Below are 25122 nucleotides of genomic sequence, written 5' to 3' on the forward strand. Positions count from 1 at the left end.
CCAATGCGCCGGCTGTTTTTGTTTACCCGTCCAGTTCAGGGTAATGGCGGAAGATGCCTTCTTCATTGAACGGGATCCTGCGCTTCGACTTCAGGTAACGGGCAATATTCGGCCGCGCTGCCACGGCGCCATGCAGGTCAGACAAGGCAGGATATTCGGGCGCCAGGCGCGCCATGGCTTGCGGAAACGCATAGTGCAAACCAGCCAGCATCTGGAACAGCGACAGGTCGCCATACGTGAGCTTTGTACCCAGCAGATACGGGCCGCGGCGGCTCAGCAACACTTGCGTGAAGTAGGATAGGAATTTCGGCAAGCGTGTTGCGCGGAAATCCGCACTGCGCAGCATGGCCGCCTGCTGTTGCTCTTCGTAATATTGATTCATCGACAGCGGATGGTGCGTGTCGTGCACTTCCGTCAGCCAGTCGGCCATCGTCAGTTGCAGCTGGTTCAGCCACAAACGGCCGCTTTCAGCGCGCGGCGCCAGGCCCAGGCGCCGGCCCAGGTAGAACAGGATATTCGGCGTCTGGCCGATCAGCATGTCGCCGTCGCGCAGCACGGGCGGCGCGTAGGCGGCCTGTGGCGTGCTGTCGCCATCGAGGCAGGCCAGCATCGCGGGCACGCCCTGCCCCTTGTGTTCGGGCAAGCGGGCGATGTCGCGGTACTCGGCGCCCGCCTCTTCCAGCGCCAGGCGGATGAATTCTCCGCGTCCCTGTATCGTGGGCCAGTAGTACAGTTCATAGGCCATGCACACCTCCGTTGATTTACATCAATGGCAACATGGTTTCGCTTCCGTGTCGCCGGCCAGTCCCAGGCTTTGCAGGATGGGACAATCGGGCTTGTCGTCGCCATGGCACGATTGCGCCAGGTGGGCCAGGGTGTCGCGCATTTCCGTCAGTTCGGCGATGCGCTGATTCAAGTCCGCCACGTGGGCCAGGGCGATGCCTTTCACGTCCGCGCTGGCGCGCTGGTCGTTTTGCCACAGCGACAGCAGTTCGCGGATCTGTTCCAGCGAAAAACCCAGGCCCCGCGCGCGTTTGATGAAGCGCAAGGCATGCAAATCGTTCGGCGTGTAAATGCGGTAACCGGCGTCGCTGCGCGCGCTGGGTTTTAGTAAGGTAATGCTTTCGTAATAGCGTATCATTTTTGCCGATACGCCCGTCTCGCTTGCCGCCTGGCCGATATTCATCCTTGTTGCTCCTTGGTATGCACGCTACCTGTATGACTGCGGGCTTTCCAGCGGCGCAGCAACAGGGCATTGCTGATCACGCTGACGGAACTGAAGGCCATCGCCGCGCCCGCCACCATGGGGTTGAGCAAGCCGAAGGCGGCCAGCGGAATGCCGATCAGGTTATAAATGAAGGCCCAGAACAGATTTTGCCGTATCTTGCTGTAGGTGCGGCGCGAGATATCGATGGCGTCCGCCACCAGGGCCGGATCGCCGCGCATCAGCGTGATGCCGGCCGCATGCATGGCCACGTCCGTGCCTGTCGACATGGCGATGCCCACGTCGGCGGCCGCCAGCGCGGGCGCATCGTTGATGCCGTCACCCACCATGGCCACCTTCGCCCCTTCGCCTTTCAGCGCGACAATTTTAGCGGTTTTATCGGCCGGCAGCATTTTCGCCGCCACCATGTCGATGCCCAGCAGCTTGCCGACGGCGTCCGCGCTGCCTTGATTGTCCCCCGTCAACATCACCGTGCGGATGCCCAGGCTGTGCAGATGGGCAATGGCCGCCTGTGCGTTCGGCTTGACCTGGTCGGAAAAGGCGAACAGGCCCAGCAGTTCCGATCCCGCAGCCAGCCACGAGATCGTGTTGCCCGTGGCTTCCAGGGACAAGGCCTGTTCCGCCAGCGGCGTCATGTCTACATGCAACTCCTGCATCAGGCGCGTGCTGCCCAGTTTCAGTTCCAGGCCATCGACCTGGGCCGCCAGGCCGCGCCCCGGCAAGGCCGACAGGCCCGTGGCTGGCAAGGGTTCGAGGTGGCGCGCGGCCGCCGCATCGAGCACGGCCGTCGCCAGGCTGTGCTCGCTGCCGCGCTGGATGCTGGCCGCCAGTTGCAGCAGCCGGGCATCGTCGATGCCATGCGCATGCAGGGCCGCCAGCGCAGGTTTACCCACCGTCAGGGTGCCCGTCTTGTCGAACACGACGGTATTGACGGCGTGCGCCACTTCCAGCGCTTCCGCATCCTTGATCAGGATGCCGTAACGGGCAGCGACGCCCGTGCCGGCCATGATCGCCGTCGGCGTGGCCAGGCCCAGCGCGCACGGGCAGGCGATCACCAGCACGGCCACGGCATTGATGATGGCGTTTTCCAGCTCGCCCGTGGCGAACCACCAGCCCAGCATGGTCAGCAGCGCCAGCACCAGCACCACGGGAACAAAGATGGCGCTGACCTTGTCCACCAGGTGCTGGATCGGCGCCTTGGCCGCCTGCGCATCTTCCACCAGGCGGATGATGCGCGACAAAGTCGTCTCGCCGCCCACGGCTTGCGTGCGCACCAGCAACAAGCCATCCGCATTGATGGCGCCGCCCGTGACCTTGTCGCCCGGATGCTTATCGACCGGCAAGCTTTCGCCCGTGATCAGGGATTCGTTGATCTGGCTGGCGCCTTCCACCACCACGCCATCGACGGCTACCCGCTCGCCGGGACGGATGACCACCAGGTCGCCCACTTTGACTTGTTCCACGGGCAAGTCGATTTCCACGCCGTCGCGGCGCACGCGGGCCGATTCCGGACGCAGGACTTGCAGCGCACGGATGGCAGAGGCTGTCTGGCGCTTGGCGCGGCTTTCCAGCCATTTGCCCAGCAGCACCAGGGTGATGACGACGGCCGACGCTTCGAAATACAGGTGCGGCAGCATCTCGCCCGCCGTCAGCCACTGGTAGACGGATAAGCCATACGCGGCGCTCGTGCCCAGCGCCACCAGCAAGTCCATGTTGCCGCTGCCGGCGCGGGCCGCCTTCCAGCCCGCCTTGTAGAAGCGCGCGCCAAAGTAAAACTGCACGGGCGTGGCCAGGGCGAATTGCAGCCAGCCGGGCAGCATCAGATGGATGCCGGCCCACTCCAGCAGCATGGGCAGCATCAGGGGGAAAGCCAGCACGGCCGCGGACGCCACTTTCAAGCCGTCGCGATTCGGCGCGGCAAGGGGCGCGCTGGCCTCGCTGGCGGCGGGCACCGTGGCTTCATAGCCGGCCTTGTCGATGGCGGCGATCAGGGTGGCCGCATCGGCCTCGCCCGTCACCTTGATGCGCGCGCTTTCCGTGGCCAGGTTGACGCTGGCGGCCAGCACGCCCGGCACCTTCAGCAAGGCTTTTTCCACCCTGCCCACGCAAGAGGCGCACGTCATGCCGGCGACGTTCAGGTCGATTTCGCGCTGCGCCACGCTGTAGCCAGCCTTTTCCACGGCCGCCTGCAAGGTGGCCAGGGGAATCGGCGTGTCGGACGTGACCTTGGCCACTTCGGTGGCCAGATTGACGCTGGCCTGGGTCACGCCGGGCACGGCGGCCAAGGCCTTTTCCACGCGGCCCACGCACGAGGCGCAGCTCATGCCTTCGATGGCCAGCGCCTGCGCATGCGCGGCGACGGAATTGGGGGAAGTCGGGGCGAGTGCAGCCTGGTTCATGGCAGATCCTGTACGAAAGAGTAACGAATACGGACAGGATCTGCTATCCCATGATGGGAAGGTCAAGCCCTATTTGCACGCTGTGCCGGGCTTGTTTGACGACGCTTAGCGCACGACGCAGTCGATTGCGGCCGGCTTGCTGCCGCCTGCCGCGCTGCCCGGGCCCGATGACGACGATGAAAAGACCGGCGGCGGCGTGAACGGGATGCCGGGATTGACAGGCAGCATCACGGGCGGCTGCTTGAAGCTGGGCGTAAAACCGAACTGGCCGGCGGCAAAATTTTGCGTCCCGGCAGGATTGGTCACATGAATCAAACCATCGAGCACCTGCACATACAGGCCCGGCGCCCTCGCCGCCCCGCCTGGTGTCGGCACCGTTGGCACCGCCTGCGCCGAGGCTGGCACATAGGTGGCAACAAACGTCGTGCCGCGGATGCCGATGGTGGCGGCCGGCGTCTTCATCTCGAAACGCTCCTTGTTACGCTTGCCCAGCAAGCCTGTGACGGAACGTAAGCCGCCCTTGAGCAGGCTGAAGATGGCGTGGTCGCCGTCAGGCTGCTCGGCCGTGTAGCTGAATTGCTCGATGACGAAACTGGTATTCGGTTTCAAAGTGATTTCGCTATTGTCGATCAGCTTGATCAAGGCATAGGTTTCCTTTTCCGTCAGCAAGGTGTCCCCCTGCTCGACTTCGGACTTGATGGCCAGGATTTTCACCTTGCCATCCGCCTTCTTGGCCATCAGCGGACCGCTCAACTGCATCACCGTACCCGCCACCTGTCCAGCCCAGGCGTGCGCGCCCACGCACATCAGGGCCAGCCACAGCAAGGCCTTAATTGCAGTACATTTTTTTTGCGGCATCATCGTATTTGTATCCTGTGGGTTTATCTGTGGCATCGGCAACATCCTTGCTGTCTTTCTTCTTGTCATCATCCTTGGCTGGCGACGCAGAAGCGAGCGGGGCGTTGGCACGGTCGGCCTGCTTGATGATACGCAAGGCTTCATCGATGGCTGCGCTGGCGCTGGCATCGATGGCGGGCTTGTCGACGGTCGTGGCAGGCAGGAAGATGGCATCCGCCATGTTCACCGTGCCATTCGGCGCCAGCAAGCTGACGTTGGCGCGCTGGCGGTTGATGCGCACGCCCGAGTCGCCCGTGATGCTGCCCGCTTTCGCCAGCACGCTCATGCTGGCCGCCGCCGGCAAGGCGAAGCTTGCCGTGTCCGCAAAGCGCACATTGCCCCCCGCGCTGGCGCTGAAATTGCCGCCGCCGAGAACCTGGGCATTGCCCTCGATACGAATGTCGCCGCCGGCCGCCAGGGTGATGTCGCGCGCCGCTGCCAGCTGCGCGCCATTGCCCAGCAGCACATCCGTGCTGGCATTGAGCGCAATGTCCTTGCCCTCGATCTTGCCGTTGACGGTGACGGGGCTGTGCGCCGTCACGCTGACGTTGCCGCCATTCGCATTGATGTTGCCGGCCATGACGCCGCCCGTGTTATCGATGGCAATGTTGCCCGCGCCCGTTACCAAGGTTCCCAGGATCAGAGTGCCCGGCGCCGAGGTATTGTTCAGCGCAATGCCGCCCCCTGCGCTATTGCTGGCGGCAAAACTGCCCACCTGGTTGCCCGCATGGCCCAGCACGATGCCATCGCGCGCCTGCGCAGCCAGGCTGCCGGCAAGCAAGGCACCATCCTGGCCGATGGCGCCGTTCAGGGCGCTCAGTTTCACCTCGTTGGCCGCCAGGCTGGCGAAGCGCATATCGCCCGCCGCTTGCGTGATGGCCAGCTGGCCCGCCAGCCGGATGGCGCCGGCCGTCTGATTAAAACTGTTGGCGACGAGCAAGTTACCGTTGCCGCTCAGCACACCGCCGCCTTGCGCATAACGGTCCGCCGACAGGCTGCCGTTCAGCAGCAAGCTGCCGCCGTTGATTTCCAGGCCGGCCAGGCCGCCCAGCACGGAGAAGTCCAGCGCGCTTTCACCGAGCGTCAGGCTGCCGCCCGTCAACAGCAAGCCCGTCGCCGAATGCAGGTTTTTCAGGATGGTGCTGCCGGCCGCCGCGCTGTAGGTGACGATGCCCTTGCTGTTGCTGAAGTCGACAGCCAGCACGTTCGCGCCTTCCGGCACCACGCCACCGTCCCAGTTGGCGGCGTCGCTCCACAAGCCGCTGCCGCTGCCGACCCATATTGACAATTGTTTTTGCGCAATCGTTGCCTGCGCCGTGCCGCCCGTCGTTTCCAGTGTGTAATTGCCCGCATCGGCGCCCGCCAGGCGGAAGCCGCTGGCTGTCACCAGCTTGCCCGCGCCCACATTCTTGTCGGCAAAGCTGCCGCTGCCGCCCACCACGCTGACCACATCCTGGCCCAGCACGCCGTTCGCCGACGCGCTGACGGCCGCATTCGTGGTGCCGTCATACACCTTGCCGGCCGCGCTCAGGCTGGCCAGGGTCAGGCTGGCGGGCGTAATGCTGGCCAGCAAGCCTGTCGGCAAGACGATAAAATAATTGCCCGCATCGGCGCCTGCCAGGGTCGCGCCGCTCAGCTGCACCGCCTTGGCCGCGCCCACGTTCTTGTCCGCAAAGTTGGCCACTGCCGAGGCCGTCAAACTGTCGCCGGCGAGACGGTCATCGCCCAGGACCAGGCTGGCGCCCGTCGTGCCATCGTAGACCTTGTTACCCACCACGCCGGACAGGTTCAGCGCACGTGCGCCGATGTCGGCCGTGGTGCTGCCCGCATTTCCATTGAGCACATAGTTGCCCGCATCGGCGCCCGTCAGGTGGCCCGTCGCCACCTGGTAATCGACCACCTTGCCTGTACCGGCATTCTTGTCGCGGAAGCTGCCCAGCAAGCCGGCCATGCCGACCTGGTCGCCCGCCACCAGGCCTTCGAAATAGCCATTCAGTGCCGCTTGCAGCGTGCCGTCGTAGACGCGGCTGTGCGCGCCCGAGACGCCATAATTCAGGATGCGCGCCGTGATGGCCGCCGTGCCGTCCGCCGTTGTCGCGGCCAGGCTGTAGTTGCCCAGCTCATTGCCGTCCAGGGTCAGGCCGCTGGCGTGCACGGCCTTGCTGCCGCCCGCGTTCTTGTCGAGGAAGGCGGCGCTGCCGCTGATGCTGATATTGTCGCCCGTTACCACATTGCCCAGCACGAAGGTGGCACCGTCATAGCTCAGGTTGCCGTCATATACCTTGCCATTGCCGCCGATGCCGACCGTCAGGATGCGCGGCGTGATGGCATAGGTGGTCGTGCCGCCCAGGCTGATGTCGTACTTGGTCGACCACAGCCCCGTCAAGCCGTAGGTGCCCACATTGCGTGCATTGGTCCCATAGCCGAGGCTGCCATTCACGCCCGCGTCGCCGTCGAGCAGTCCCACGTAACCTATCGTGCCCAGGAAGGCGGCCAGCTGGCCATCGTAGACCTTGCCGCTGGCATTGTCCGTGACATTCACCTGCAGCGGTTTCAGGAGCGCCTTCAGCATCGGCGTCGTATAGCCATCGTAGATGCGCCAGACGCTGCTGAAATTGAAATCGTTGAAGCTGCCCTGCTGCTGCATCTGCGCCGTGGTGCGGCCGCTGGCGCCGCCCTGGTCCATCAGGATGCCGGCCGTCTCATAGTTCCAGAAACCGAACGCGATGCCCGCGCCCACATCGGCGCGGCCCACCAGGCCGCCCACCGTGCCGCCCGCAAAGCCGCTGCCGGCCACGGCGCCGCTGCTGTAGACGTGGCTGGCGCTGCTGCCCGCCACGCTCCAGCCGATCAGCCCGCCCAGGTTTGCGCGGGGCACCGCCACGTCGCCATCGGCCGACACGCCGACGGCACCGGTGGCGTAGGCGTCGCTGATGCTGCCGCCATTGCGTCCCGCCAGGCCACCGATATTGGCCGCGCCGCGGGCCGCGCCCGTGGCGTAGGACTGCGAAATGGCGCCGTCATTGTTCCCCACCAGGCCGCCGACCTTGTCGCGCGCTCCCGTCACGTCGCCCGTGGCGTAGGCGGCATCGATACTGGCGCCGGCCAGGTTTGCCCCCACCAGCCCGCCAATGCTGCCGCCATTGGCCGCATTGATGCCCGCGACGTTGCCGCTGGCGCTGGCATTGCGCAGCGTGCCGCCGTTGCTGCCGACCAGACCGCCGACGGCACTGGCGCCGCTGACCGCGGTGCTGCTGCGCACGCTGTCCAGCATCCCGCCGATATTCAGGCCGACCAGGGCCCCGACATTGTTCACCCCCGCCACGCTGCCATTTTGCAGGGCCAGGTTGCGTACCGTCCCCCCCTGCACCTTGCCGAACAGGCCCACGCCGGAGCTGACGGTCGGGTTCAGGGCATTGATGTACAGGCCGTTGATGACAAAACCGCCGCCGTCGAACATGCCCGCATACCCTGCGCCATCGCCGCCGGCGATGGGTGCAAAACCGGCGCCCTGGTTCCAGCTGGTCGTGCCGCTGGCGTCAATATTGCCCATCAGCCGGTAGTTGTTGCCCAGCCCCAGGCTGCCGATGCCTTGCAAGCCGTAGATATCGACGATCTGGTAAGGCGCGGCCGTGCTGCCGTCGCCGCCGCTCACGCGCAGGAAGCTGGCGCCCGGCGCGATGGCGAAGCGGCTGGCCGAGAAAGCGGCCAGGCCAGGCGCATTTTGCATCCACGCGCCGCCGTCGAGGGCAAACAGGCCGCCGACCGTGACGGCGCCCGTGGCCGTGATGGGGGAAGCTGAATTGAGGCGCAGGTCGCCCGCCAGATTGATCGCATTCGAGATGCGCATGCCGCCCGTGTTGCTGCCGTCGCTGATGGTCAGCGAGGATGCCGAGATGCCGGCCAGTTCGGCCGCGTCCAGGCCCAGGGCGCCGCCGGACTTGCTGCCCAGGTCGATGAGGCGCGAGCTGCTCAGGGGCTTGATCGCCACGCTGGCGCGCCCGCCGGTGCCGCCGAAATCCAGCGTGCCGCCGATGCTGATGCTGTCGGCCTGCAAGGTCACCGTCTGGCCGCCGGTGCCGCTGCCCGTCAGCCGCGCGCCGCCGCCCGTCAGGTTGATTTCGCCGCCCGAGAAATTGGCGCGCAGGGACAGGTTGCCGCTGCCGACGCTGACCACGCCGCTGCCCGCCACGCTGGCGCCGGACAGCGACACGCTGCCGCCGTTCGTCGTGATCGGCGCGTTCAGGTGGATATTCGCGCTGGAACCATACGCGGCGCCGCTGCTGGCGTCGTTGGCCGACAAGGTCACATTGCCGCCGTTGGTGCTGATGGCCGCATACACATTGATCGTCTCGCCCGCCGTGGCGCTCAGGCCGATGCCGGGATGGAGCATATTGACGGCGCTGCTGAAATTGATGCGGTGCTGGGCCTGCAAGGTCACGTTGCTGTTGGCGTTGGAAATCACGTCGGCGCCGATGCTGGTGCTGCTGGAGGGCGGACCTTCGGCAAACTCGTCCACGTCACCGAGGCTGCCGCCGCCGCCCTGCACCACATCGATATCGTAGGGGTCGAGCAGCCAGGTACCGCGCTTGCCGCGGCGTGCGCTCGTATCGACGCGGATGCCGCCCACGGCCAGGGAATGGCCCGAGGTTTCCACGAAGCCGCCGTCGCCGCCTTGCGCGCCGCCGCGCGCGGAAATGCTGCCGTGCACCTGCGCCGATTCATTGCCCCAGGCGATGACCTTGCCGCCGTTGCCGCTGTCGATGGCATCGGCCTTGACGCTGGCGTCCTTGCCGACGAGCACTTGCCGCGCATTCTGCACGGCCGCGTTCCTGCCCTGATAATCGCCGCCCAGCAAGACCGTGCCGCCGCCCGTGGCGCCGCTGGCGTCGATTGCCGCATTGCCCAGCAAGCCCACCTGCTCGCCCAGCACCTGGATGTCGCCGCCCTTGCCTGCCGCGCCCGTGGCGCTGGTGACGCTGCCCCCTTCGAGCAGCACCTTGCCGCTGGCCTTGAGCACGATCCTGCCGTTGTCGCCGACGACGGCGCTGTTCGCGTTGAGCACGCCGCGCTGGCTGACCAGTGCACCGGCCATGCCGATGCTGCCGCCCTGGGCGATGATCTGGCCCAGGTTCAGGGCCTGGTCGGCGGGCGCCGACACCAGCACGCGCAATTGCGGATTGCCGGGATCGGCCAGCTGCACGCTGCGCCCGGCCGCCAAGATCACTTCGCCGTTCGGCGCCGTGATGAGGCCCGTGTTTTCCACGTTCGGCGCGATCAGCAACACTTGTCCGCCCTTGCCCGCGTTGATGGTGCCCGCATTGCCGACGGCACCGGCCACGCCGCCCGCCGTGAACTGGCGCTTGCCGGCCAGGAAATCCTCGTTCGTCATGCCCAGGCTGGACGCCACCAGGCCATTCACGTCCACTTTCGCGCCCTGACCGAAGACGATGCCGTTCGGATTGATCAGGAACACCTTGCCGTTCGATTCGAGCGCGCCCAGGATCTTGCTGGGGTCTTGTCCCGTGATGCGGTTGAGTACGGCGCTATTGCCGTTTTGCTGGATGAAGCGCGTGATTTCACCGGCATGGATGGAAAAGCTCTGCCAGTTGATGATGGTGTTGGGCGTGTTCGTGATCGAGAACACATTGCCCTGCTGGTTGAACGTCGCCTGTCCATGGACCACCTGCGGCAAGGCGGGGTTGGCCTGCGCCGCGCCGAAGCAGCCGGCCAGCAGCAGCGCCAGCGCCGTGCGGCGCAGGGGTAGCGCACGAGGTGGAGCAAATGATGGCGTCAGGATGAAAACGGAGGCGTGCTGGGCGTGGTTTTGCATGGTGTTCATCCTGATACTAGTAGGCCAAGGCGAGGCGGAAATGCAGGCGGTTGGCGCCCCGCTGTCCCGTGTCGCCGCCATTGACGACATGGGCGTAATCGAGTTGCAGATTGGCGTAGCGGCTCAGCAGTAAACGCAGGCCGAGTCCGCCGCTGCTGATGCCTTGCGAAGCACTTTCGCCGGGCAGCGCATGGTTGCGGCGCAGCCATGCCGTGTCATAGAAGGCCAGCGCGCGGCATTGGTAACCGAGGGCCTGGCCGCACCAGTTCGGCGTGTACAGTTCCAGGTTCAGGCTGGCGCCCGAGTCATTCGACACCTCGCGCTCGGCAAAGCCGCGCACGGACGCGGCGCCGCCGGCGCCGAACTGCTCACCAGGCACCAGCGCGTCCGGCGTGACTTGCGCATTGACGAGCGCGCGCCATTGCCAGTCGCCGGCCAGCACGCGTCCCGAGCTGGCGCTCAGGCGCACCGTGTTGTAGGCGGCCTTCGCATGCGCGCGCACGCGGTCGAAATCGGCTTGCGCACCATGCTTGCCGCCAGGAATGTTATGCGCGAACGTGACGGCCACGCTGGTCTCGCCCGTGGGCAAGGTCCAGGCGCCGATGTAGCTGACGCTGAGCGGGTGCACGGTGACGTCGGCGCCCAACTCCATGCCGAACAGTTGCACGCTGTTGCGATACGCCTTGTAATCGATGCCGTACACGAGCTTGGGTTCGAAATCGCCGCTGCGGGCAAAATTCTGGTTATAGCGGATGCCGGCCATGCTGCCCTGACCGCTGACGGCCAGGTCGAAGATGCCGGCCGAGACGCTGCCCGAATCGACGTTCGAATAGCTGGCGAAAAAATCCATCGAGTCGCCCAGCGCGTACAGCGGCAAGTGGTAGCCGGCGCCATACACGCCCACCTTGTCCGGCTTTTCCAGGCTGCTCGTGTATTGCAGGCTGGCCACATGGTCGCGGCCGAACAGGTTGGCATGCTGCAACACCACGCCCACGTGCGTCTTGCCCGTTTGCGCATTGCCCGTATTGTCCACGTTGAGCATGGCTTTCCAGGGCTGCTCATCGGCCACCGTGACGATGGCGTCGATGGCGCCCGCCGGCTCGTCGGCCTGCAGGCGCACTTCGATCTTGCGCGCCGGATTTTCGTTGGCCAGCTTCAGGCTTTGCGACAAGGCCGGCAAGTTCGGCGTCTCGCCTTCGCGCAGGGACGGCAAGGCGCGCCGCACGTTGGTCTCGTCGACATGCGTGTTGCCGCTGATGGCGAGCTTGCCCAGCGGCGTTTGCAGCACACTCAGGCGCACCACGCCCCGTTCCAGTTCCTGTTCCGGCAGTTGCACCTGGACGGCGCTGTAACCGCGCTCGCGGTAAGCCGCCTCCAGCGCCTCGATGGCGCGCGCGATGTCGGAAAAATCGCGCTGCATTCCCGTAAAGGGCGCCAGCAAGGCTTGCACCTGCGCCGACGTGAGCAGGGTATTGCCCTGGACGTCGAAGCGGCGGATCTCGAAACGCGGCACACCATCTTCCTGCAGGGCAGGAGCAGCGTCATCCATGGAAACGGCAGCGCCGGCGGCGCCGACGGCGAACAGCAGCGCGGAACCCGCAAGCAGGTGCACCAAACGATATGTCATGTGAAGGATTTCTTGTGTAACCGGACAAGCGCGCGGCCCGCAGGCGCCAGCGTGTCCGGCAATGGATTGAAGACAAATTTTAGACGGCTTTTTGTTTCCAGTCAGAAATTTCTAACATTTCTCCCTGATTTTTATCGCAACGCAACAAACAGTGCGCGCACAGTGATAAAAATGCTGCAATAACGGGCATTTTCCGGTGCGCCGGCAGCCTTATTTACTGTGCAATTCTGTCACGCCATCCCAGTCGGCTGGCGGCGGCAGGCTGCGATAGCGCTCCAGGCGCGCCACGTACAGCCGGTACAAGCCGTCATCGGGAAAGTCCGCCTGCAAGCGGGCCAGCTGCGCGCCAGCCGCCGCCCAGTCGCGCGCGCGCAACAGGGCCAGCACCGCGTGCCAGCGTTCCACCTGCGCCAGTTCCGCGGCCGTAGCATCAGCCAGCAGGCCGCGCGGCTCGAAGATGGCCACCGCTTCCTGCTTGCCCTGCACTCTGACCCGATCCAGCTCGCGGTACAGGAATGCGGCGGCAGCCGCGCGCGTGGCCTCGCCCACCACGATGCCCACGCCATACAGCTTGCTGGCGCCTTCCAGGCGCGCGGCCAGGTTGACGCTGTCGCCCATGACGGTATAGGCGCGGCGGATACGCGAACCCATGTCGCCCACGTGCATGGGTCCCGTATTGAGGCCGATGCCGATGCGCAGCGCCGGCCAGCCGCGCGCGCAAAACTGCTGGTTCAGCCGCGCCGCGCTGCCCTGCATCAGCAGGGCGCTGGCCACGGCCCGGCTGGCGTGATCGGCAAAGGCGACGGGCGCACCCCAGAACGCCATCACGGCGTCGCCGATGTATTTATCGAGGGTGCCGCCATGGCTGTCGCGGATATCTTCCGACATGGCCGTCAGGTATTCGTTGATGTATTCACGCAGCGCGGCCGGCGCCAGCTGCTCGGAGATGGCCGTGAAACCGCGCACGTCGGCAAACAGCACCGTCAGTTCGCGGTTCTCCCCCTCCATGGTGTAGCGCTGCGGATCGTCGGCCATCTCGGCCACCAGTTCGGGCGCCACATATTCGCCGAAACGGGCCACCAGCGCGCGTCCCTTGCGCACCTCGAAAAAATAGCCCCACGCCAGGTTGGCGATGAACAGCGCGACGATCAGCAACAGCAGCACGGCGCCGCCCAGCACCAGGTCGTGCACGGCGTACAGGTACAGGTTGATGGCGATGACGGCCGCCAGCGCGCCCACGGTCGCCAGCATCACGCCGGCCGGCGGCAGCACGGCCAGGGCGCCCGCCAGCAGCAGGCCAAACAGCACGATCTGCACCAGTTCGAATGCCAGCGCATAGTCGGGCCGCGCCTTGAAGCGCCCGTCGAGCATGGACTTGATCAGGTTGGCGTGCACCTCCACCCCCGGGTATTCCGCATTCACGGGCGTGGCGCGGATATCGTTCAAGCCGGGCGCCGTGGTCCCCACCAGCACGAGGGCGCCCTTGAGCAGCGCGGGCGGCACCGTGCCGGCCAGCACGTCGGACGCCGAGACGTAACGGAAGGCGCCGCCATCGGGGCCGCCCGCGCCGCGGTACTGCACCGTGGTGGTCAAGGCTTCGCCCACGGGGATCGCCAGCGCGCCGCGCGGCGTGAACAGCATGATGTGTTCGAGTCCGCCGCTGGCCAGTTCGCGCGCCGACAGGGTATCGGCCGTGTCCGTGAAACGGGGGGCGATGGCGCGCGCCTGCAGGTAGACGGCCACCGTGGCCAGCGACAGCGAAGGATAATAGCCGTCGCCGATGCGCTGCAACAGGGTCGAGGAGCGCACCACGCCATCGGCATCGGTCAGCGCCGTAAAGATGCCGGCGCCCTGCGCGGCCGCCTGCAGGGGCGCGATATTGGCTTCGTAGCCGCGCGCCACGTAGGCCGTGACGCTGCGCCCGTTCAAATCGGCAACGGTAAAAGCCGGCTTGGGCAGCACGCCCTTCCTTTGCTGCTCCGACACGCTGTAGCCGAGCACCACAGGCTGGCCGCGCATGGCCTCGGCAAACAGGCCATCGTAATCCATGGCCGGGCGCAGTTTTTCCAGCTGCGCCGGCAAGCCGGCCACGCCCGCCAGTTCGCCCCGCGCCAGACCTTGCAGCACGGCGTAGCCGGAACTGGTGTCCGCTTCAGGAAACGAGATATCGAAGCCCAGCGCGGCCACACCGTAATGGCCGGTGAGCTGGCGCACCAGGCGCGCCTGGATGTCGCGGCTCCAGGGGAAACGGCCCACCCGGGCCAGGCTTTGCTCGTCAATGTCGACGATGACGATGCGGCGGTCCAGCTGCGGCGCCTCAAGACGCATGCGCCAGTCGCCCAGCATGGCGTCCAGCCGCGCGACAGTGTCGTTGCCGGCCAGGCACAGGACGCCTGCCGCCAAGGTCAGCAGTATGCCCAGCAGCGACCGCGCCCCATGCTTGCGCAAGGCCTGCGACAGCTTCAAGGGGTATAGCCCGGAATGGCCGCCTCGTCGACGGTATCGATCTGGCTCGGATGCATGTGCTTTTCAGCGAAGGTCAGATAGACCTTGCTGCGGATGAAAACGTCGAACAGCTCCGGGTCGATATGCCCGTTCAGGCTGAAATTGCCGAGGATGCGCAGGGATTCCGACAGCGACTTGCCCTTTTTATACGGCCGGTCGCGCGCCGTCAGCGCCTCGAAAATGTCGGCAATCGCCATCAGCCGCGCCGGCACCGACATCTGCTCTTTCGTCAGCCCGCGCGGATAGCCCTTGCCATCCATGCGCTCGTGGTGGCCGCCCGCGTATTCCGGCACCTTCTGCAGGTGCTTGGGCCACGGCAGCGCTTCGAGCATGCGGATCGACACGCTGATATGGTTGTTGACGATGGCCCGCTCGGCCGCCGTCAGGGTGCCGGCGCGGATGGTCAGGTTTTCCGTCTCGTCGGCGTCGAGGAAATCGCGCAGTTCGCCGTCGGCCGCGCGCCAGCGGCGCCTGGCGATCTGCCGCACGCGCTCCTGGTCGGCTTGCGCCATGCTCTCGCCGCCGACGTTGACCGTGCGGATGAAGTCGCGCTCTTCGCGCAGCGCCGCCTGCTCCTGTGCCAGCGCGCGGGCGATGGAGTCCTTTTGCTGCGGCTGCGCCGCCTGCTGGCGCAGGGCTGCGATCTCGGCGTCGCGCAGCAGCACTTCGTAGCGCGTGTCGATCAGGGCGATGCGATCAAAAATGGTTTCCAGCTTGGTGGCCTTGTCGACCACGTGCACAGGCGTGGTGATCTTGCCGCAGTCGTGCAGCAAACCGGCCAGCCACAGCTGCTTGCGCTCGTTGTCGCTGAGCCGGAAATCAGCCAGCGGCCCCGTTTGCGTGGCGTGCGCGGCGTCGGCCAGCAGCATCGTCAGCTCGGGCACGAACTGGCAGTGACGGCCCGTGTACGGCGACTTTTCATCGATGCCGATATTGATCAGCGTAACGAGCGATTCGAGCAGCTCTTCCAGCTGCGAAATGAGCAGCTGATTCGTCAGCGCCACGCCCGCCTGCGCGGCCAGCGCCTCGATGAAGCGCTGGTCGGTGGAGGAAAAGGCGCGCACCTGGCCCGTCTCGCCATCCTTGGCATTGATCAGCTGCAGCACGCCGATCAGGTCGCCCTCGTGGTCGCTCATGGGCACCGTCAGGATCGATTGCGTGTGGTAGCCGTGGTGGCGGTCGAAGTCGCGCATGCCGGAAAAATTGAAGCCCTCGTCGCGGTACACGTCGGCGATGTTCACGCTGCGGCGCAGGTTCGCCGCATACGCGGCCACCGACGCCAGGTTCGGCTGGCCGGCAGCGTCAAACAGGGGCACGCCAGGCAAGCCCATGTCGGCGCCCTGCGCGATGCCCAGGCTGTCGTTGACGCTGATGTCGAACGCCAGCTGGCGGCCCTCGGCCATGGGCCGGTACAGGGTGGCGCCATCGGCGCCGCTCATGCTTTTTGCCAGCAGCACGATGCGCTGCAACAGCGCGCCGATATCGTGCCCTTCGCCGCCCAGGCCATGGCCAAGCGCGACACTGAGTTCGGTCAATTGCTCCAGTCTGTGGGCGATTTTCTCAGGGTGCAACTGAGGCATGTTGGTGGCAATCCGGTAATGGGCAAGCAAAAAAGGGGAAGTCGGCAAGCGCCAGTGTAACGGCCACCCTGCGCACTGTACATTACTTAGTTGCAACAAAATGAAATAACTTGCCGTATTGCAACACGCATAAATGTTGCCGCCAACCTCATTAATTAGAATAGAATCAACAATAATTACACCGTAACAAGGTACTGAATGAAATTCACGTTCAGGGGCGTGCGCGGCTCCATCCCCTCTCCCGGCCCGCGCACGGCGCGCTATGGCGGCAACACCACGTGCATCGAAGTACGCACCAACAACGATAGCCTGATCATCCTCGATGCGGGCAGCGGTATCTTTGCGCTGGCGCAGCAACTGCCGCCGGGCGAACCCGTCGACGCGCACGTCTTCATCACGCACAGCCACTGGGACCACATCCACGGCCTGCCCATGTTTTCGCCCCTGTTCGTGGCTGGCAACCGCATGCGTCTGCATGGCGCCTTTGACGCCATCAGCGGACGCGGCATCGAGCACGTGATGGCGGTGCAGCTGCAAGGCAGCTATTTTCCTGTCAGCGAAGCGGCCATGGCGGCCAGCATCGAGTACCGCACCCTGGCGCCCGGCGAAGCCGTCGAGGTGGGGGGCGCGCGCGTGCGCGGCGCGGAAATGAACCACCCTGTCGTCAATCTCGGCTACCGCATCGACTGCGGCGGCGTCGCGCTGTTTTTCAGCGGCGACCATGAACCGTTCTACAACCTGCATCCGCCCGGCCATGCCGAGCACATGGCCTGCGCGGCGCGCAATGCGCAGCGCCAGGCCGGCATCGACGCGCTGGTCGCCGGCGTCGATGCGCTGATCATGGATTGCTCGTACACGCGCGAGGAATACCCGGGCAAGCAGGGCTGGGGCCACGGCACCTTCGACGCCGCCTTCGACCTCGCCCTGCGCTGCGGCGCGCGGCGCCTGTACTGCACCCACCACGAACCGACCCGCAGCGACGAGCAGCTCGAAGCCGTGTTTGCCGACGTGATGGGGCGCTACAGCAGCCGCCTCAATGGCCTGCAAGTGTTCCTTGCCTACGAAGGGCTGACGGTGGAACTGGCCGGCGCATAAAAAAAGGGAGCCGCGAAGCTCCCTTTTTACTGGCGTTGGCTATCCATTACATGATGTGGTGGCCAATCCACCACGCGACTGCTGCGACGAAGGCCGACGCGGGAATCGTGAAGATCCAGGCCCAGACGATATTGCCCGCCACGCCCCAGCGTACGGCCGACATTTTTTGCGACGAGCCGACGCCGACGATGGCGCCCGTGATGGTGTGCGTGGTCGACACGGGAATGCCCAGCGCCGTCGAGACGAACAGGGTGATCGCGCCGCCCGTTTCGGCGCAGAAGCCGCCGACCGGTTTCAACTTGGTGATCTTCTGACCCATGGTCTTGACGATGCGCCAGCCACCGAACAGGGTGCCGAAGCTGATGGCCGTGTAGCACGAGATGATGACCCACATCGGCGGCATGGCATCGGCCGCGCTCGAGTAACCGGCGGCGATCAGCAGCATCCAGATGATGCCGATGGTTTTTTGCGCATCGTTGCCGCCGTGGCCCAGGCTGTAGGCGGCCGCCGATACCAGTTGCAGGCGGCGGAACCACTTGTCGACCTTGCGCGGCGTCGAACGCACGAAGATCCACGACACGAGCAGCATCATGATGGAACCGAACACAAAGCCCAGCACCGGTGCGATCACGATGAAGGCCACCGTTTTCCACAGGCCGGCCGCGACCAGCGCGCCCGTGCCGGACTTGGCGACGGCGGCGCCCACCAGGCCGCCGATCAGCGCGTGCGAGGACGACGAAGGAATCCCGTAGTACCAGGTAAACAAATTCCAGAAGATGGCGCCCATCAGCGCGCCGAAGATCACGTACTGGTCGATCACCGCAGGGTCGATGGTTCCCTTTCCCACCGTGGCGGCCACGGTCAGCTGGTGGAACACGAAGATGGCGACGAAGTTGAACGTGGCGGCCATGGCAACCGCGGTCTGCGGTTTCAATACGCCCGTCGAGACCACCGTGGCGATCGCGTTGGCGGCATCGTGGAAGCCGTTCATGAAGTCAAACAGCAGTGCGAGGACGATCAACAGGCCTAGCACGTAGATGCTGATTTGTATGGTCATTGTAGTTTCTTTTCTGATTCTGGTTCAGGACAGGCCCAACGCTTACGCGTTTTCGACGATGATGCCTTCGATAATATTGGACACATCTTCGCAACGGTCGGTCACGGTTTCCAGAATTTCGTAGATCGCTTTCAGCTTGATCAGGTTGCGCACGTCCGGCTCGTCGCGGAACAGCTTGGACATGGCGGCGCGCATCACGTGGTCGGCGTCCGATTCCAGGCGGTCGATCTCTTCGCAGATGGCGACGATCTTGCGCGAGTTATCCATGTTGTGCAGCATGGCGACGGCGTCGCGCACTTTTTCGGTACAGGCCAGTACCAGTTCGGCCAGGCGCTTGGCTTCCGGCGTGACGGCCTTCAGGTCGTACAGCGAGACGGTTTGCGCCGCATCTTCCAGCAAGTCGAGGATGTCGTCCTGGCGCGTGATCAGCTGATGGATGTCATCGCGGTCGATCGGCGTGATAAAGGTCTTGTGCAGCATTTCCACGGTGGCGTAGGTGACTTTGTCCGCCTGTTTCTCGATGCTTTCGATCGCATGCACGCGGTTTTCCAGGTCATCGAAATTGGTCATCAGGCCGAGCATCTCTTTGGCGCCCTTGACGCACAATTCCGCGTGCTGGTTAAACAATTCAAAAAACTTGCCCTCAGTGGGCATCAAGCGTCCAAACATGTCATTCTCCGTTAAGCATTGAGTCGTGTTATTTACTACAGAAAGCCGCCCCTTTTGATGAAGGGGCGGCCAATGGAATATCAGTGCTGCTGTGTTAGTCGCCTTGGTAAAGCGCCAGGCCACCACTGTAATTGCCAAATTTGGTGTACTGCCCCATGAAGGTGAGGCGGATGCTGCCGATTGGACCGTTACGTTGTTTACCGATGATGATTTCGGCCGTTCCCTTGTCCGGCGAGTCGGGGTTATACACCTCGTCGCGGTAAATGAACAGGATCACGTCGGCATCCTGCTCAATAGCGCCCGATTCACGCAAGTCGGACATGACAGGACGTTTGTTCGGGCGTTGCTCCAGCGAGCGGTTCAGCTGGGACAGCGCAATCACGGGGCAACCGAGTTCTTTCGCCAGGCCTTTCAAGCCCCGTGAAATCTCGGAAATCTCCGTGGCGCGGTTGTCGCCCGGCGTATTGGCCGACATCAGCTGCAAGTAATCGACGATGATCAGGCCCAGCTTGCCGCATTGACGCGACAGACGGCGCGAGCGGGCGCGCAACTCGATGGAATTCAAGGCCGGCGTTTCATCGATGTACAACTGCGCGTCGTTCATCTTCTGGATCGCATTCGTCAGGCGCGGCCAGTCTTCGTCGTTCAGGCGGCCCGTGCGCAGGCGGTGCTGGTCGAGCTGTCCGACGGAGCCCAGCATACGCATGGCCAGCTGGGCGCCGCCCATCTCCATCGAGAACACGGCCACGGGCAGGCCGCTGTCGATGGCCACGTTTTCGCCGATGTTGACGGAAAACGCCGTCTTGCCCATCGAAGGACGTCCCGCCACGATCACCAGGTCGCCCGGCTGCAGACCCGAGGTCATGCGGTCGAGGTCGATGAAACCGGTGGGCACGCCCGTGATTTCACTCTGGTTGTCGCGGCTGTACAGTTCGTCGATGCGTTCGACCACCTGCGTCAGCAGGGGCTGGATGGCGGTCCAGCCCTGGGCGCCGCGCGCGCCTTCTTCGGCGATGGCGAAAATCTTCGATTCGGCCTCGTCAAGCATCTGCTTGACTTCCTTGCCCTGCGGGCTGAAGGCCGTGCCGGAGATGTCGTCGGCGACGGTAATGAGTTTACGCAGCACGCCGCGGTCGCGCACGATCTCCGCGTAGCGCCGGATGTTCGCGGCCGATGGCGTGTTTTGCGCCATGGCGTTCAGGTAAGCGAGTCCGCCCACATCATCGGCCTTGCCGAGCTGGGTCAGGGTTTCAAAAACAGTAATGACATCGGCTGGCTTGGAAGCGTTAACCATCTTGACGATTTGCTCGAAGATGATGCGATGGTCATAGCGATAGAAATCCTCCGCATGCATGAAGTCGGCGATGCGGTCATATGCGGCATTGTCGCGCAGCAGACCACCGATAACGGATTGTTCTGCTTCGATCGAATGCGGCGGAATACGGAGGGAATCCAGTTGCGGATCAGAGGGGGCGTTCATGGCGCGAATTATACCCGCTTCGGCGTGCTGGCAAAAATAAAGGGCTGAAATTGAGCGAAAAAAAGGCCACAAAAAAGCCGGGCGAACCCGGCTTTTCATAGTGCGGCAACGCTTGCGGGCCAGGCCCGCAGACGATTACGCGTTCGCGTCTGGAACGACAGCGATAACAACTTCCACAACCACGTCGGTATGCAGAGCAACCGAAACGTTGTGCTCGCCAACGATCTTCAGCGGGCCGGTAGGCATGCGGATTTGTGCTTTTTCAACAGCAAAACCTTGCTTGGTCAGCGCTTCAGCGATGTCGAAGTTGGTGACGGAACCGAACAGACGGCCATCCACACCAGCTTTTTGAGCAACTTGAACGGTCAGGCCGCTCAGTTTTTCGCCCTGGGCTTGCGATGCGGCCAGTTTAGCGGCAGCAGCTTTTTCCAGTTCGGCGCGCTTGACTTCGAATTCAGCCACAGCGGTTGCCGTAGCACGACGTGCCAGGCGTTGCGGGATCAGGAAGTTACGTGCGTAACCGTCTTTGACTTTGACGACTTCGCCGAGGTTACCGACGTTAACAACTTTTTCTAACAGAATGATTTGCATAGTTCTTCTCCAGGAATATCTGACCGATTAAGCGTGGTGCAGATCGGTGTATGGCAGCAGCGCGAGGAAGCGAGCGCGCTTGATTGCGGTGTCAACTTGGCGCTGGTAGTGCGCTTTGGTACCGGTCAGGCGTGCTGGCATGATCTTGCCGTTTTCTTGGACGAAGTCTTTCAGCGTGTCGACGTCTTTGTAGTCGACTTGCTCAACGTGAGCTGCGGTGAAGCGGCAGAACTTCTTGCGTTTGAACAACGGGTTTTGCTGTTTGCGTTTTTCTTTAAGCTTGAGCTTATTTTTGTCGAACTTTTTACCGAATGCCATGTCAGGCTCCTGTATCTAAAATGCGCTAGTCAGAATTGACTGCACTAAAATCAATGATGTGAAACACCAAACTCTTGCTGTTGCGGCTCTTCCTGGCCAGGAAACCCGTGAACTGATACACCCCGCCCAAGCTTGCCTGACTGAACCGGCCTGAGATTTCGCCAGCGGCTAGCGCGGCAACATCAAACTCGGTCAAACGGGCAATCCCTGCTTCCATCTGCTGCGAACTGTGTTGCAATACTGCATTCACAATCGGCAGCCCTGCCGGGGTATAGCGCAATATTTCGCGCTCGGCAATGATGGCGGTTACTTGTAGCTGGTTCAGCGCACGATCCTGGTCAAGAATTAAGCTGCTGCGGCTGGAGCGGCTGCTGGTGCTTCGGTGCGGTGGCTTTTGGCCGCGTCTTCGCGTTGTACCGATTTCATCATCGGCGAAGGAGCTGTTTCAGCTTTCTTCATTTTAACGGTCAGGTGACGCAACACGGCATCATTGAATTTGAATGCTGTTTCCAACTCGACCAGGGTCTCGTTGTCGCATTCGATGTTCAGGCAGATGTAGTGTGCTTTAGGCAGCTTTTGGATCGAGTAAGCCATTTGACGGCGGCCCCAATCTTCCACGCGGTGAACCGAACCGCCGCGGGTGGTTACGCTGGCTTTGTAGCGTTCGATCATCGCGGGCACTTGCTCGCTTTGGTCCGGATGGACGATAAAGACTATTTCATAATGACGCATGCAAACTCCTTCAGGTCGGATTGATAATCGCCCACCCCGGCGTCAAGACGGGTGTGGGAAGGTCAGCCGAAGATTATAACCGCCTTTTGCAAACGTTTCAATCATTCCTTCCACATGGGCCCGAAAAGCCCGCGCGCCGCCGTGCTTTCCGTCCATGGACAAGTATTTCTTGCGAAATTCGCCCAAAACACGGAAATCCCCTTGCATAGTGAACGATACTGTACAAAAATACAGACTGTTCATATAGACAGCATTTTAGTATGCACCCACCGCTCATGATCAAGCTGACAGCACGACAAGAACAAATCCTGAACCTGATCAAGGACGCGATTGAAAACACGGGCTTTCCTCCCACCCGTGCCGAAATCGCCAATGAACTGGGTTTCAAATCGGCCAACGCGGCCGAAGAGCATTTGCAGGCCCTGGCCCGCAAGGGCGCGATCGAGATTTCTCCCGGCACCTCGCGCGGCATCCGCCTGATCGGCGCCGCCGCCGAAGCGCTGCCGTCGAAGGTGCCGGCAGCGCTGCTGATGTCGCTGCCGCTGATCGGCCGGGTAGCGGCCGGTTCGCCCATCCTGGCGCAGGAAAACCTGGAAGCGAGCTACAACGTCGATCCGGCCCTGTTTTCGGCCAAGCCTGACTTCCTGCTGAAGGTGCGCGGCTGGTCCATGCGCGACGCCGGCATCATGGATGGCGATTTATTGGCCGTCAAGAAAGTCGACAGCGCCAAGAATGGCCAGATCGTCGTGGCCCGCATCGGCGACGAAGTCACCGTCAAGCGCTACAAGAAGACGGGTTCCGTCATCGAATTGCTGCCGGAAAATCCGGACTTCAAGGTGATTACCGTGTCGCCGGAAGATGAGTTTGCATTGGAAGGTTTGGCCGTCGGACTCATGCGCAGTTGGCATTAAGAGGGAAAGCGCTTGCAGCATACCTGCGAGCGCTTAATTCCCATCCCATTGAGCACATCGGCAAGACTGACTTATTTGCTTGGCAAAGGACTGGTCACCCATTGCGGCGTGTTCGCGGTACGTGAGCGATTCAATTCACTCATTTCATTTTCTGTCTGAATTTTTTTATTCTCCGCCAAGAGATACGCCTCTGTTTTGGAGTGCCACTCATCGCGCTGCGCCAAGATATTTTTTGCCAGCTCACGCCCTTCGGCACTCACCCGCGCATAGGCTGCATCCATGCGCAGCTTGGCCTTTTCAAATTCCTGCTCATTCATCAACGATTCAATATCAGAAGGAATGGCTTTGCCAGGCGGCAAAGAAGCATTCAAATTACTGACGAAGCTGTTATAGCACGCCATCCAGGCATCAACACTATCGGCCACATCTCTGATTTGACGCTTGGTTTGGGAGAATGCAGGAATCACCGGGGTAACGCACTTGACCTTACTCAAGGCAACATCCTCGCCGGCATATGAGTTGACATAGTAATCAATGTCACCTTTTCGCGCGACACGGTTAGCCATAAGGGCAAGCGCGGCTTCGGCATTCTTGTTGCCCGCCTTGGATGCCTGCCCAAACCATTGTCCGGCTTGCGCGGCATCGACAGCCACTCCTTCACCATACAAATACATCTCGCCCAAATGAAATTGAGCCTCGGCATTCCCAGCCTGAGCCAGTTTCTTGTACAAATCCAAGGCTTGCGGGTAAGCCTTGGATTGCAGGAATTTATTCGCATCCGTCAGGTCATCAGCATAGACAGCGCAAGAAAACAATAAAAAAACACTAAATACAATTTTTTTCATTCCCACTCTCCGATTGAGAAAAAGACACATATGCTTTAATTACACTTAAATGTAATCTTTTTCTCAAAAAAGTGAAACCTTATTCTTCTTCCAATGCGTGCCTGAAGTCTTCCAGCAGATCCACCTCATCCTCGATACCCACCGACACACGGATCAGCGACTCGGCGATGCCCATGCTGGCGCGCCGCTCGGCACCCATCTCGTAGAAAATCGTGTGGGCGACGGGAATGACGAGGGTGCGCGTGTCGCCAAGGTTACTGGCGGGAATGGCAAGATTGAGACGATTGAGGAAATCGAAGCAGTCGATGCCATCTTTCAATTCAAAGCTGAACAGCGAGCCATAGCTGCGGAACAAGTCCGTCGCCAGCGCATGCTGCGGGTGCGACGCCAGGCCCGGGTAATGCACGGCCGCCACTCTCGGATCGGCGGCCAGCATGGTCGCCAGCGCCAGCGCGTTCGAACAGGTGCGGTCCATGCGCAAGGCCATGGTTTCCGCCCCGACGGCGATATGGTGCGCCGCTTCCGGCCCCAAAGAGGCGCCGAAGTCGCGCAAGGCCTTGGCGCGGATTTGCGCGATGCCCCACTGTGCGGGCGCCGCCTTCTTGTAATTCTCGAAGATGTTCGGATACTGCGTCCAGTCGAACACGCCCGTATCCGTCAAGCTGCCGCCCAGCGCATTGCCGTGGCCGCCGATGGATTTCGTCAAGGCATTGACCACCAGGCCCGCGCCCACGGCTTTCGGACGGAACAGGTATGGCGTCGTCATCGTATTGTCGACGATGTACAGGATGCCCTTCTCGCGGCACAAGTCACCGATCTTCTTCAGGTCGGCGATCTGCGTGCGCGGATTGGCAATAGTTTCCACGAAAACAATCCGCGTGGCCGGCGTGATGGCGGCCGCCACATTGGCCACGTCGGTGGCGTCGACGAACGACACGCCGATGCCCTGCCCCGTCACCGTTTGCCACAGGCTGTTGGTGTTGCCAAACAAAAAGGCCGACGACACGACATGGTCGCCCGCGCGCAGCAAGGATTGCACCACGGCGCCGATGGCGCCCATGCCGGTGGCGAAGCACAGGGTGGCCACGCCGTCTTCCATCTTGTTGACCTTGTCTTCCAGCGCGGAAACGGTCGGGTTGCCCTGGCGGCCATAGCGGAAACCCGGCTCCTTGCCCTGGAACACGGAAGCGAGCTGGCGCGCATCGGCGTAACCAAAGGCAACGGAAGTGTGCACGGGCTTGTGCAGGGAGCCATGTTCAATGCCCTTGCGGCGGTCGTTATGCAGGATGGTGGTGGTAAAGCCGTAGTTTTTTTTATCGTTCATGATCGCAGAGAAAAAAATGCCCGGCATCGGCCGG

Annotated in this window: 20 protein-coding genes; 2 read left to right on the top strand and 18 right to left on the bottom strand. The window is 62.9% G+C overall.

Going from position 1 to position 25122, the window contains the following annotated elements:
* Positions 1 to 22 precede the first annotated feature (22 nt).
* From O3300_RS09850 to O3300_RS09885, 8 genes are all read right to left on the bottom strand, one after another.
* Entirely contained in the window at positions 23 to 745 is a 723-nt protein-coding gene (locus O3300_RS09850; protein WP_305052812.1) for a glutathione S-transferase, read from the bottom strand.
* A gap of 21 nt (positions 746 to 766) precedes the next feature.
* The gene (cueR, locus tag O3300_RS09855; RefSeq protein WP_289904088.1) at positions 767 to 1186 is read right to left on the bottom strand and encodes a Cu(I)-responsive transcriptional regulator; all 420 of its coding nucleotides are present in this window, start codon (positions 1184 to 1186) and stop codon (positions 767 to 769) included.
* Positions 1183 to 3624, bottom strand: coding sequence for a heavy metal translocating P-type ATPase (locus O3300_RS09860; RefSeq protein ID WP_305052813.1), 2442 nt, complete (start codon positions 3622 to 3624; stop codon positions 1183 to 1185). The genes cueR and O3300_RS09860 overlap by 4 nt, the downstream gene beginning before the upstream one ends.
* A gap of 105 nt (positions 3625 to 3729) precedes the next feature.
* Entirely contained in the window at positions 3730 to 4485 is a 756-nt protein-coding gene (locus O3300_RS09865; RefSeq protein WP_305052814.1) for a FecR family protein, read from the bottom strand.
* Positions 4454 to 10354: a YDG domain-containing protein gene (locus O3300_RS09870; RefSeq protein WP_305052815.1), complete on the bottom strand. Its 5901-nt coding sequence runs from the start codon at positions 10352 to 10354 to the stop codon at positions 4454 to 4456. Before O3300_RS09870 ends, O3300_RS09865 begins: the two co-directional genes overlap by 32 nt.
* Positions 10355 to 10370: 16 nt before the next feature.
* A complete protein-coding gene (locus O3300_RS09875) occupies positions 10371 to 11981 on the bottom strand; it encodes a ShlB/FhaC/HecB family hemolysin secretion/activation protein (RefSeq protein WP_305052816.1) in 1611 nt (536 codons plus the stop codon).
* 210 nt (positions 11982 to 12191) lie between these two features.
* The gene (locus O3300_RS09880) at positions 12192 to 14447 is read right to left on the bottom strand and encodes a CHASE2 domain-containing protein (RefSeq protein ID WP_305052817.1); all 2256 of its coding nucleotides are present in this window, start codon (positions 14445 to 14447) and stop codon (positions 12192 to 12194) included.
* Complete coding sequence (locus O3300_RS09885) at positions 14444 to 16066, bottom strand: HD family phosphohydrolase (protein ID WP_305052818.1); 1623 nt, start codon at positions 16064 to 16066, stop codon at positions 14444 to 14446. The genes O3300_RS09880 and O3300_RS09885 overlap by 4 nt, the downstream gene beginning before the upstream one ends.
* 198 nt (positions 16067 to 16264) lie before the next feature.
* Here O3300_RS09885 and O3300_RS09890 point away from each other — a divergent pair, with 198 nt between their 5' ends.
* Positions 16265 to 17161, top strand: a complete 897-nt coding sequence (locus tag O3300_RS09890) for an MBL fold metallo-hydrolase (RefSeq protein WP_305052819.1) — start codon at positions 16265 to 16267, stop codon at positions 17159 to 17161.
* A gap of 46 nt (positions 17162 to 17207) precedes the next feature.
* Here O3300_RS09890 and O3300_RS09895 read toward each other — a convergent pair whose 3' ends face one another.
* The 8 genes from O3300_RS09895 to O3300_RS09930 form a co-directional block, all read right to left on the bottom strand.
* A complete protein-coding gene (locus O3300_RS09895) occupies positions 17208 to 18218 on the bottom strand; it encodes an inorganic phosphate transporter (RefSeq protein WP_034783457.1) in 1011 nt (336 codons plus the stop codon).
* A 42-nt stretch (positions 18219 to 18260) separates the two neighbouring features.
* Complete coding sequence (locus O3300_RS09900; RefSeq protein ID WP_010400015.1) at positions 18261 to 18887, bottom strand: DUF47 domain-containing protein; 627 nt, start codon at positions 18885 to 18887, stop codon at positions 18261 to 18263.
* Between the two features lie 94 nt (positions 18888 to 18981).
* Positions 18982 to 20367, bottom strand: a complete 1386-nt coding sequence (locus O3300_RS09905; protein ID WP_034750488.1) for a replicative DNA helicase — start codon at positions 20365 to 20367, stop codon at positions 18982 to 18984.
* Positions 20368 to 20502: 135 nt separating this feature from the next.
* Positions 20503 to 20958: a 50S ribosomal protein L9 gene (gene rplI, locus O3300_RS09910; protein ID WP_034783456.1), complete on the bottom strand. Its 456-nt coding sequence runs from the start codon at positions 20956 to 20958 to the stop codon at positions 20503 to 20505.
* Between the two features lie 27 nt (positions 20959 to 20985).
* Positions 20986 to 21276 (bottom strand): 30S ribosomal protein S18, encoded by a 291-nt coding sequence (rpsR, locus tag O3300_RS09915; RefSeq protein WP_010400024.1) that lies wholly within the window; start codon positions 21274 to 21276, stop codon positions 20986 to 20988.
* A 25-nt stretch (positions 21277 to 21301) separates the two neighbouring features.
* On the bottom strand, positions 21302 to 21601 hold the full coding sequence (priB, locus tag O3300_RS09920) for a primosomal replication protein N (RefSeq protein ID WP_034783455.1): 300 nt from the start codon (positions 21599 to 21601) through the stop codon (positions 21302 to 21304).
* 20 nt (positions 21602 to 21621) lie between these two features.
* Positions 21622 to 22008, bottom strand: coding sequence for a 30S ribosomal protein S6 (rpsF, locus tag O3300_RS09925; protein ID WP_010400028.1), 387 nt, complete (start codon positions 22006 to 22008; stop codon positions 21622 to 21624).
* Positions 22009 to 22050: 42 nt separating this feature from the next.
* A complete protein-coding gene (locus O3300_RS09930) occupies positions 22051 to 22251 on the bottom strand; it encodes a hypothetical protein (RefSeq protein WP_305052820.1) in 201 nt (66 codons plus the stop codon).
* A 32-nt stretch (positions 22252 to 22283) separates the two neighbouring features.
* Between O3300_RS09930 and lexA the strand changes: the two genes are divergently transcribed.
* Complete coding sequence (lexA, locus tag O3300_RS09935; RefSeq protein ID WP_034783454.1) at positions 22284 to 22919, top strand: transcriptional repressor LexA; 636 nt, start codon at positions 22284 to 22286, stop codon at positions 22917 to 22919.
* A gap of 71 nt (positions 22920 to 22990) precedes the next feature.
* Here lexA and O3300_RS09940 read toward each other — a convergent pair whose 3' ends face one another.
* A complete protein-coding gene (locus tag O3300_RS09940) occupies positions 22991 to 23764 on the bottom strand; it encodes a tetratricopeptide repeat protein (RefSeq protein ID WP_251350437.1) in 774 nt (257 codons plus the stop codon).
* 79 nt (positions 23765 to 23843) lie between these two features.
* Positions 23844 to 25088, bottom strand: a complete 1245-nt coding sequence (locus tag O3300_RS09945) for a cystathionine gamma-synthase family protein (protein WP_305052821.1) — start codon at positions 25086 to 25088, stop codon at positions 23844 to 23846.
* Between the last annotated feature and the right edge of the window lie 34 nt (positions 25089 to 25122).

The organism is Janthinobacterium sp. SUN206 (genome assembly GCF_030587305.1).
GTDB lineage: Bacteria > Pseudomonadota > Gammaproteobacteria > Burkholderiales > Burkholderiaceae_D > Janthinobacterium > Janthinobacterium kumbetense.

Coding starts and splice junctions, on each gene's coding strand:
- rpsR (WP_010400024.1), bottom strand. CDS start 21,276: ATGGCATTCGGTAAAAAGTTCGACAAAAATAAGCTCAAGCTTAAAGAA.
- O3300_RS09900 (WP_010400015.1), bottom strand. CDS start 18,887: ATGTTTGGACGCTTGATGCCCACTGAGGGCAAGTTTTTTGAATTGTTT.
- O3300_RS09895 (WP_034783457.1), bottom strand. CDS start 18,218: ATGACCATACAAATCAGCATCTACGTGCTAGGCCTGTTGATCGTCCTC.
- rplI (WP_034783456.1), bottom strand. CDS start 20,958: ATGCAAATCATTCTGTTAGAAAAAGTTGTTAACGTCGGTAACCTCGGC.
- lexA (WP_034783454.1), top strand. CDS start 22,284: ATGATCAAGCTGACAGCACGACAAGAACAAATCCTGAACCTGATCAAG.
- O3300_RS09945 (WP_305052821.1), bottom strand. CDS start 25,088: ATGAACGATAAAAAAAACTACGGCTTTACCACCACCATCCTGCATAAC.
- O3300_RS09850 (WP_305052812.1), bottom strand. CDS start 745: ATGGCCTATGAACTGTACTACTGGCCCACGATACAGGGACGCGGAGAA.
- O3300_RS09885 (WP_305052818.1), bottom strand. CDS start 16,066: ATGCCTCAGTTGCACCCTGAGAAAATCGCCCACAGACTGGAGCAATTG.
- cueR (WP_289904088.1), bottom strand. CDS start 1,186: ATGAATATCGGCCAGGCGGCAAGCGAGACGGGCGTATCGGCAAAAATG.
- rpsF (WP_010400028.1), bottom strand. CDS start 22,008: ATGCGTCATTATGAAATAGTCTTTATCGTCCATCCGGACCAAAGCGAG.
- O3300_RS09940 (WP_251350437.1), bottom strand. CDS start 23,764: ATGAAAAAAATTGTATTTAGTGTTTTTTTATTGTTTTCTTGCGCTGTC.
- O3300_RS09930 (WP_305052820.1), bottom strand. CDS start 22,251: ATGAACAGTCTGTATTTTTGTACAGTATCGTTCACTATGCAAGGGGAT.
- O3300_RS09875 (WP_305052816.1), bottom strand. CDS start 11,981: ATGACATATCGTTTGGTGCACCTGCTTGCGGGTTCCGCGCTGCTGTTC.
- O3300_RS09890 (WP_305052819.1), top strand. CDS start 16,265: ATGAAATTCACGTTCAGGGGCGTGCGCGGCTCCATCCCCTCTCCCGGC.
- O3300_RS09860 (WP_305052813.1), bottom strand. CDS start 3,624: ATGAACCAGGCTGCACTCGCCCCGACTTCCCCCAATTCCGTCGCCGCG.
- O3300_RS09905 (WP_034750488.1), bottom strand. CDS start 20,367: ATGAACGCCCCCTCTGATCCGCAACTGGATTCCCTCCGTATTCCGCCG.
- O3300_RS09865 (WP_305052814.1), bottom strand. CDS start 4,485: ATGATGCCGCAAAAAAAATGTACTGCAATTAAGGCCTTGCTGTGGCTG.
- O3300_RS09870 (WP_305052815.1), bottom strand. CDS start 10,354: ATGCAAAACCACGCCCAGCACGCCTCCGTTTTCATCCTGACGCCATCA.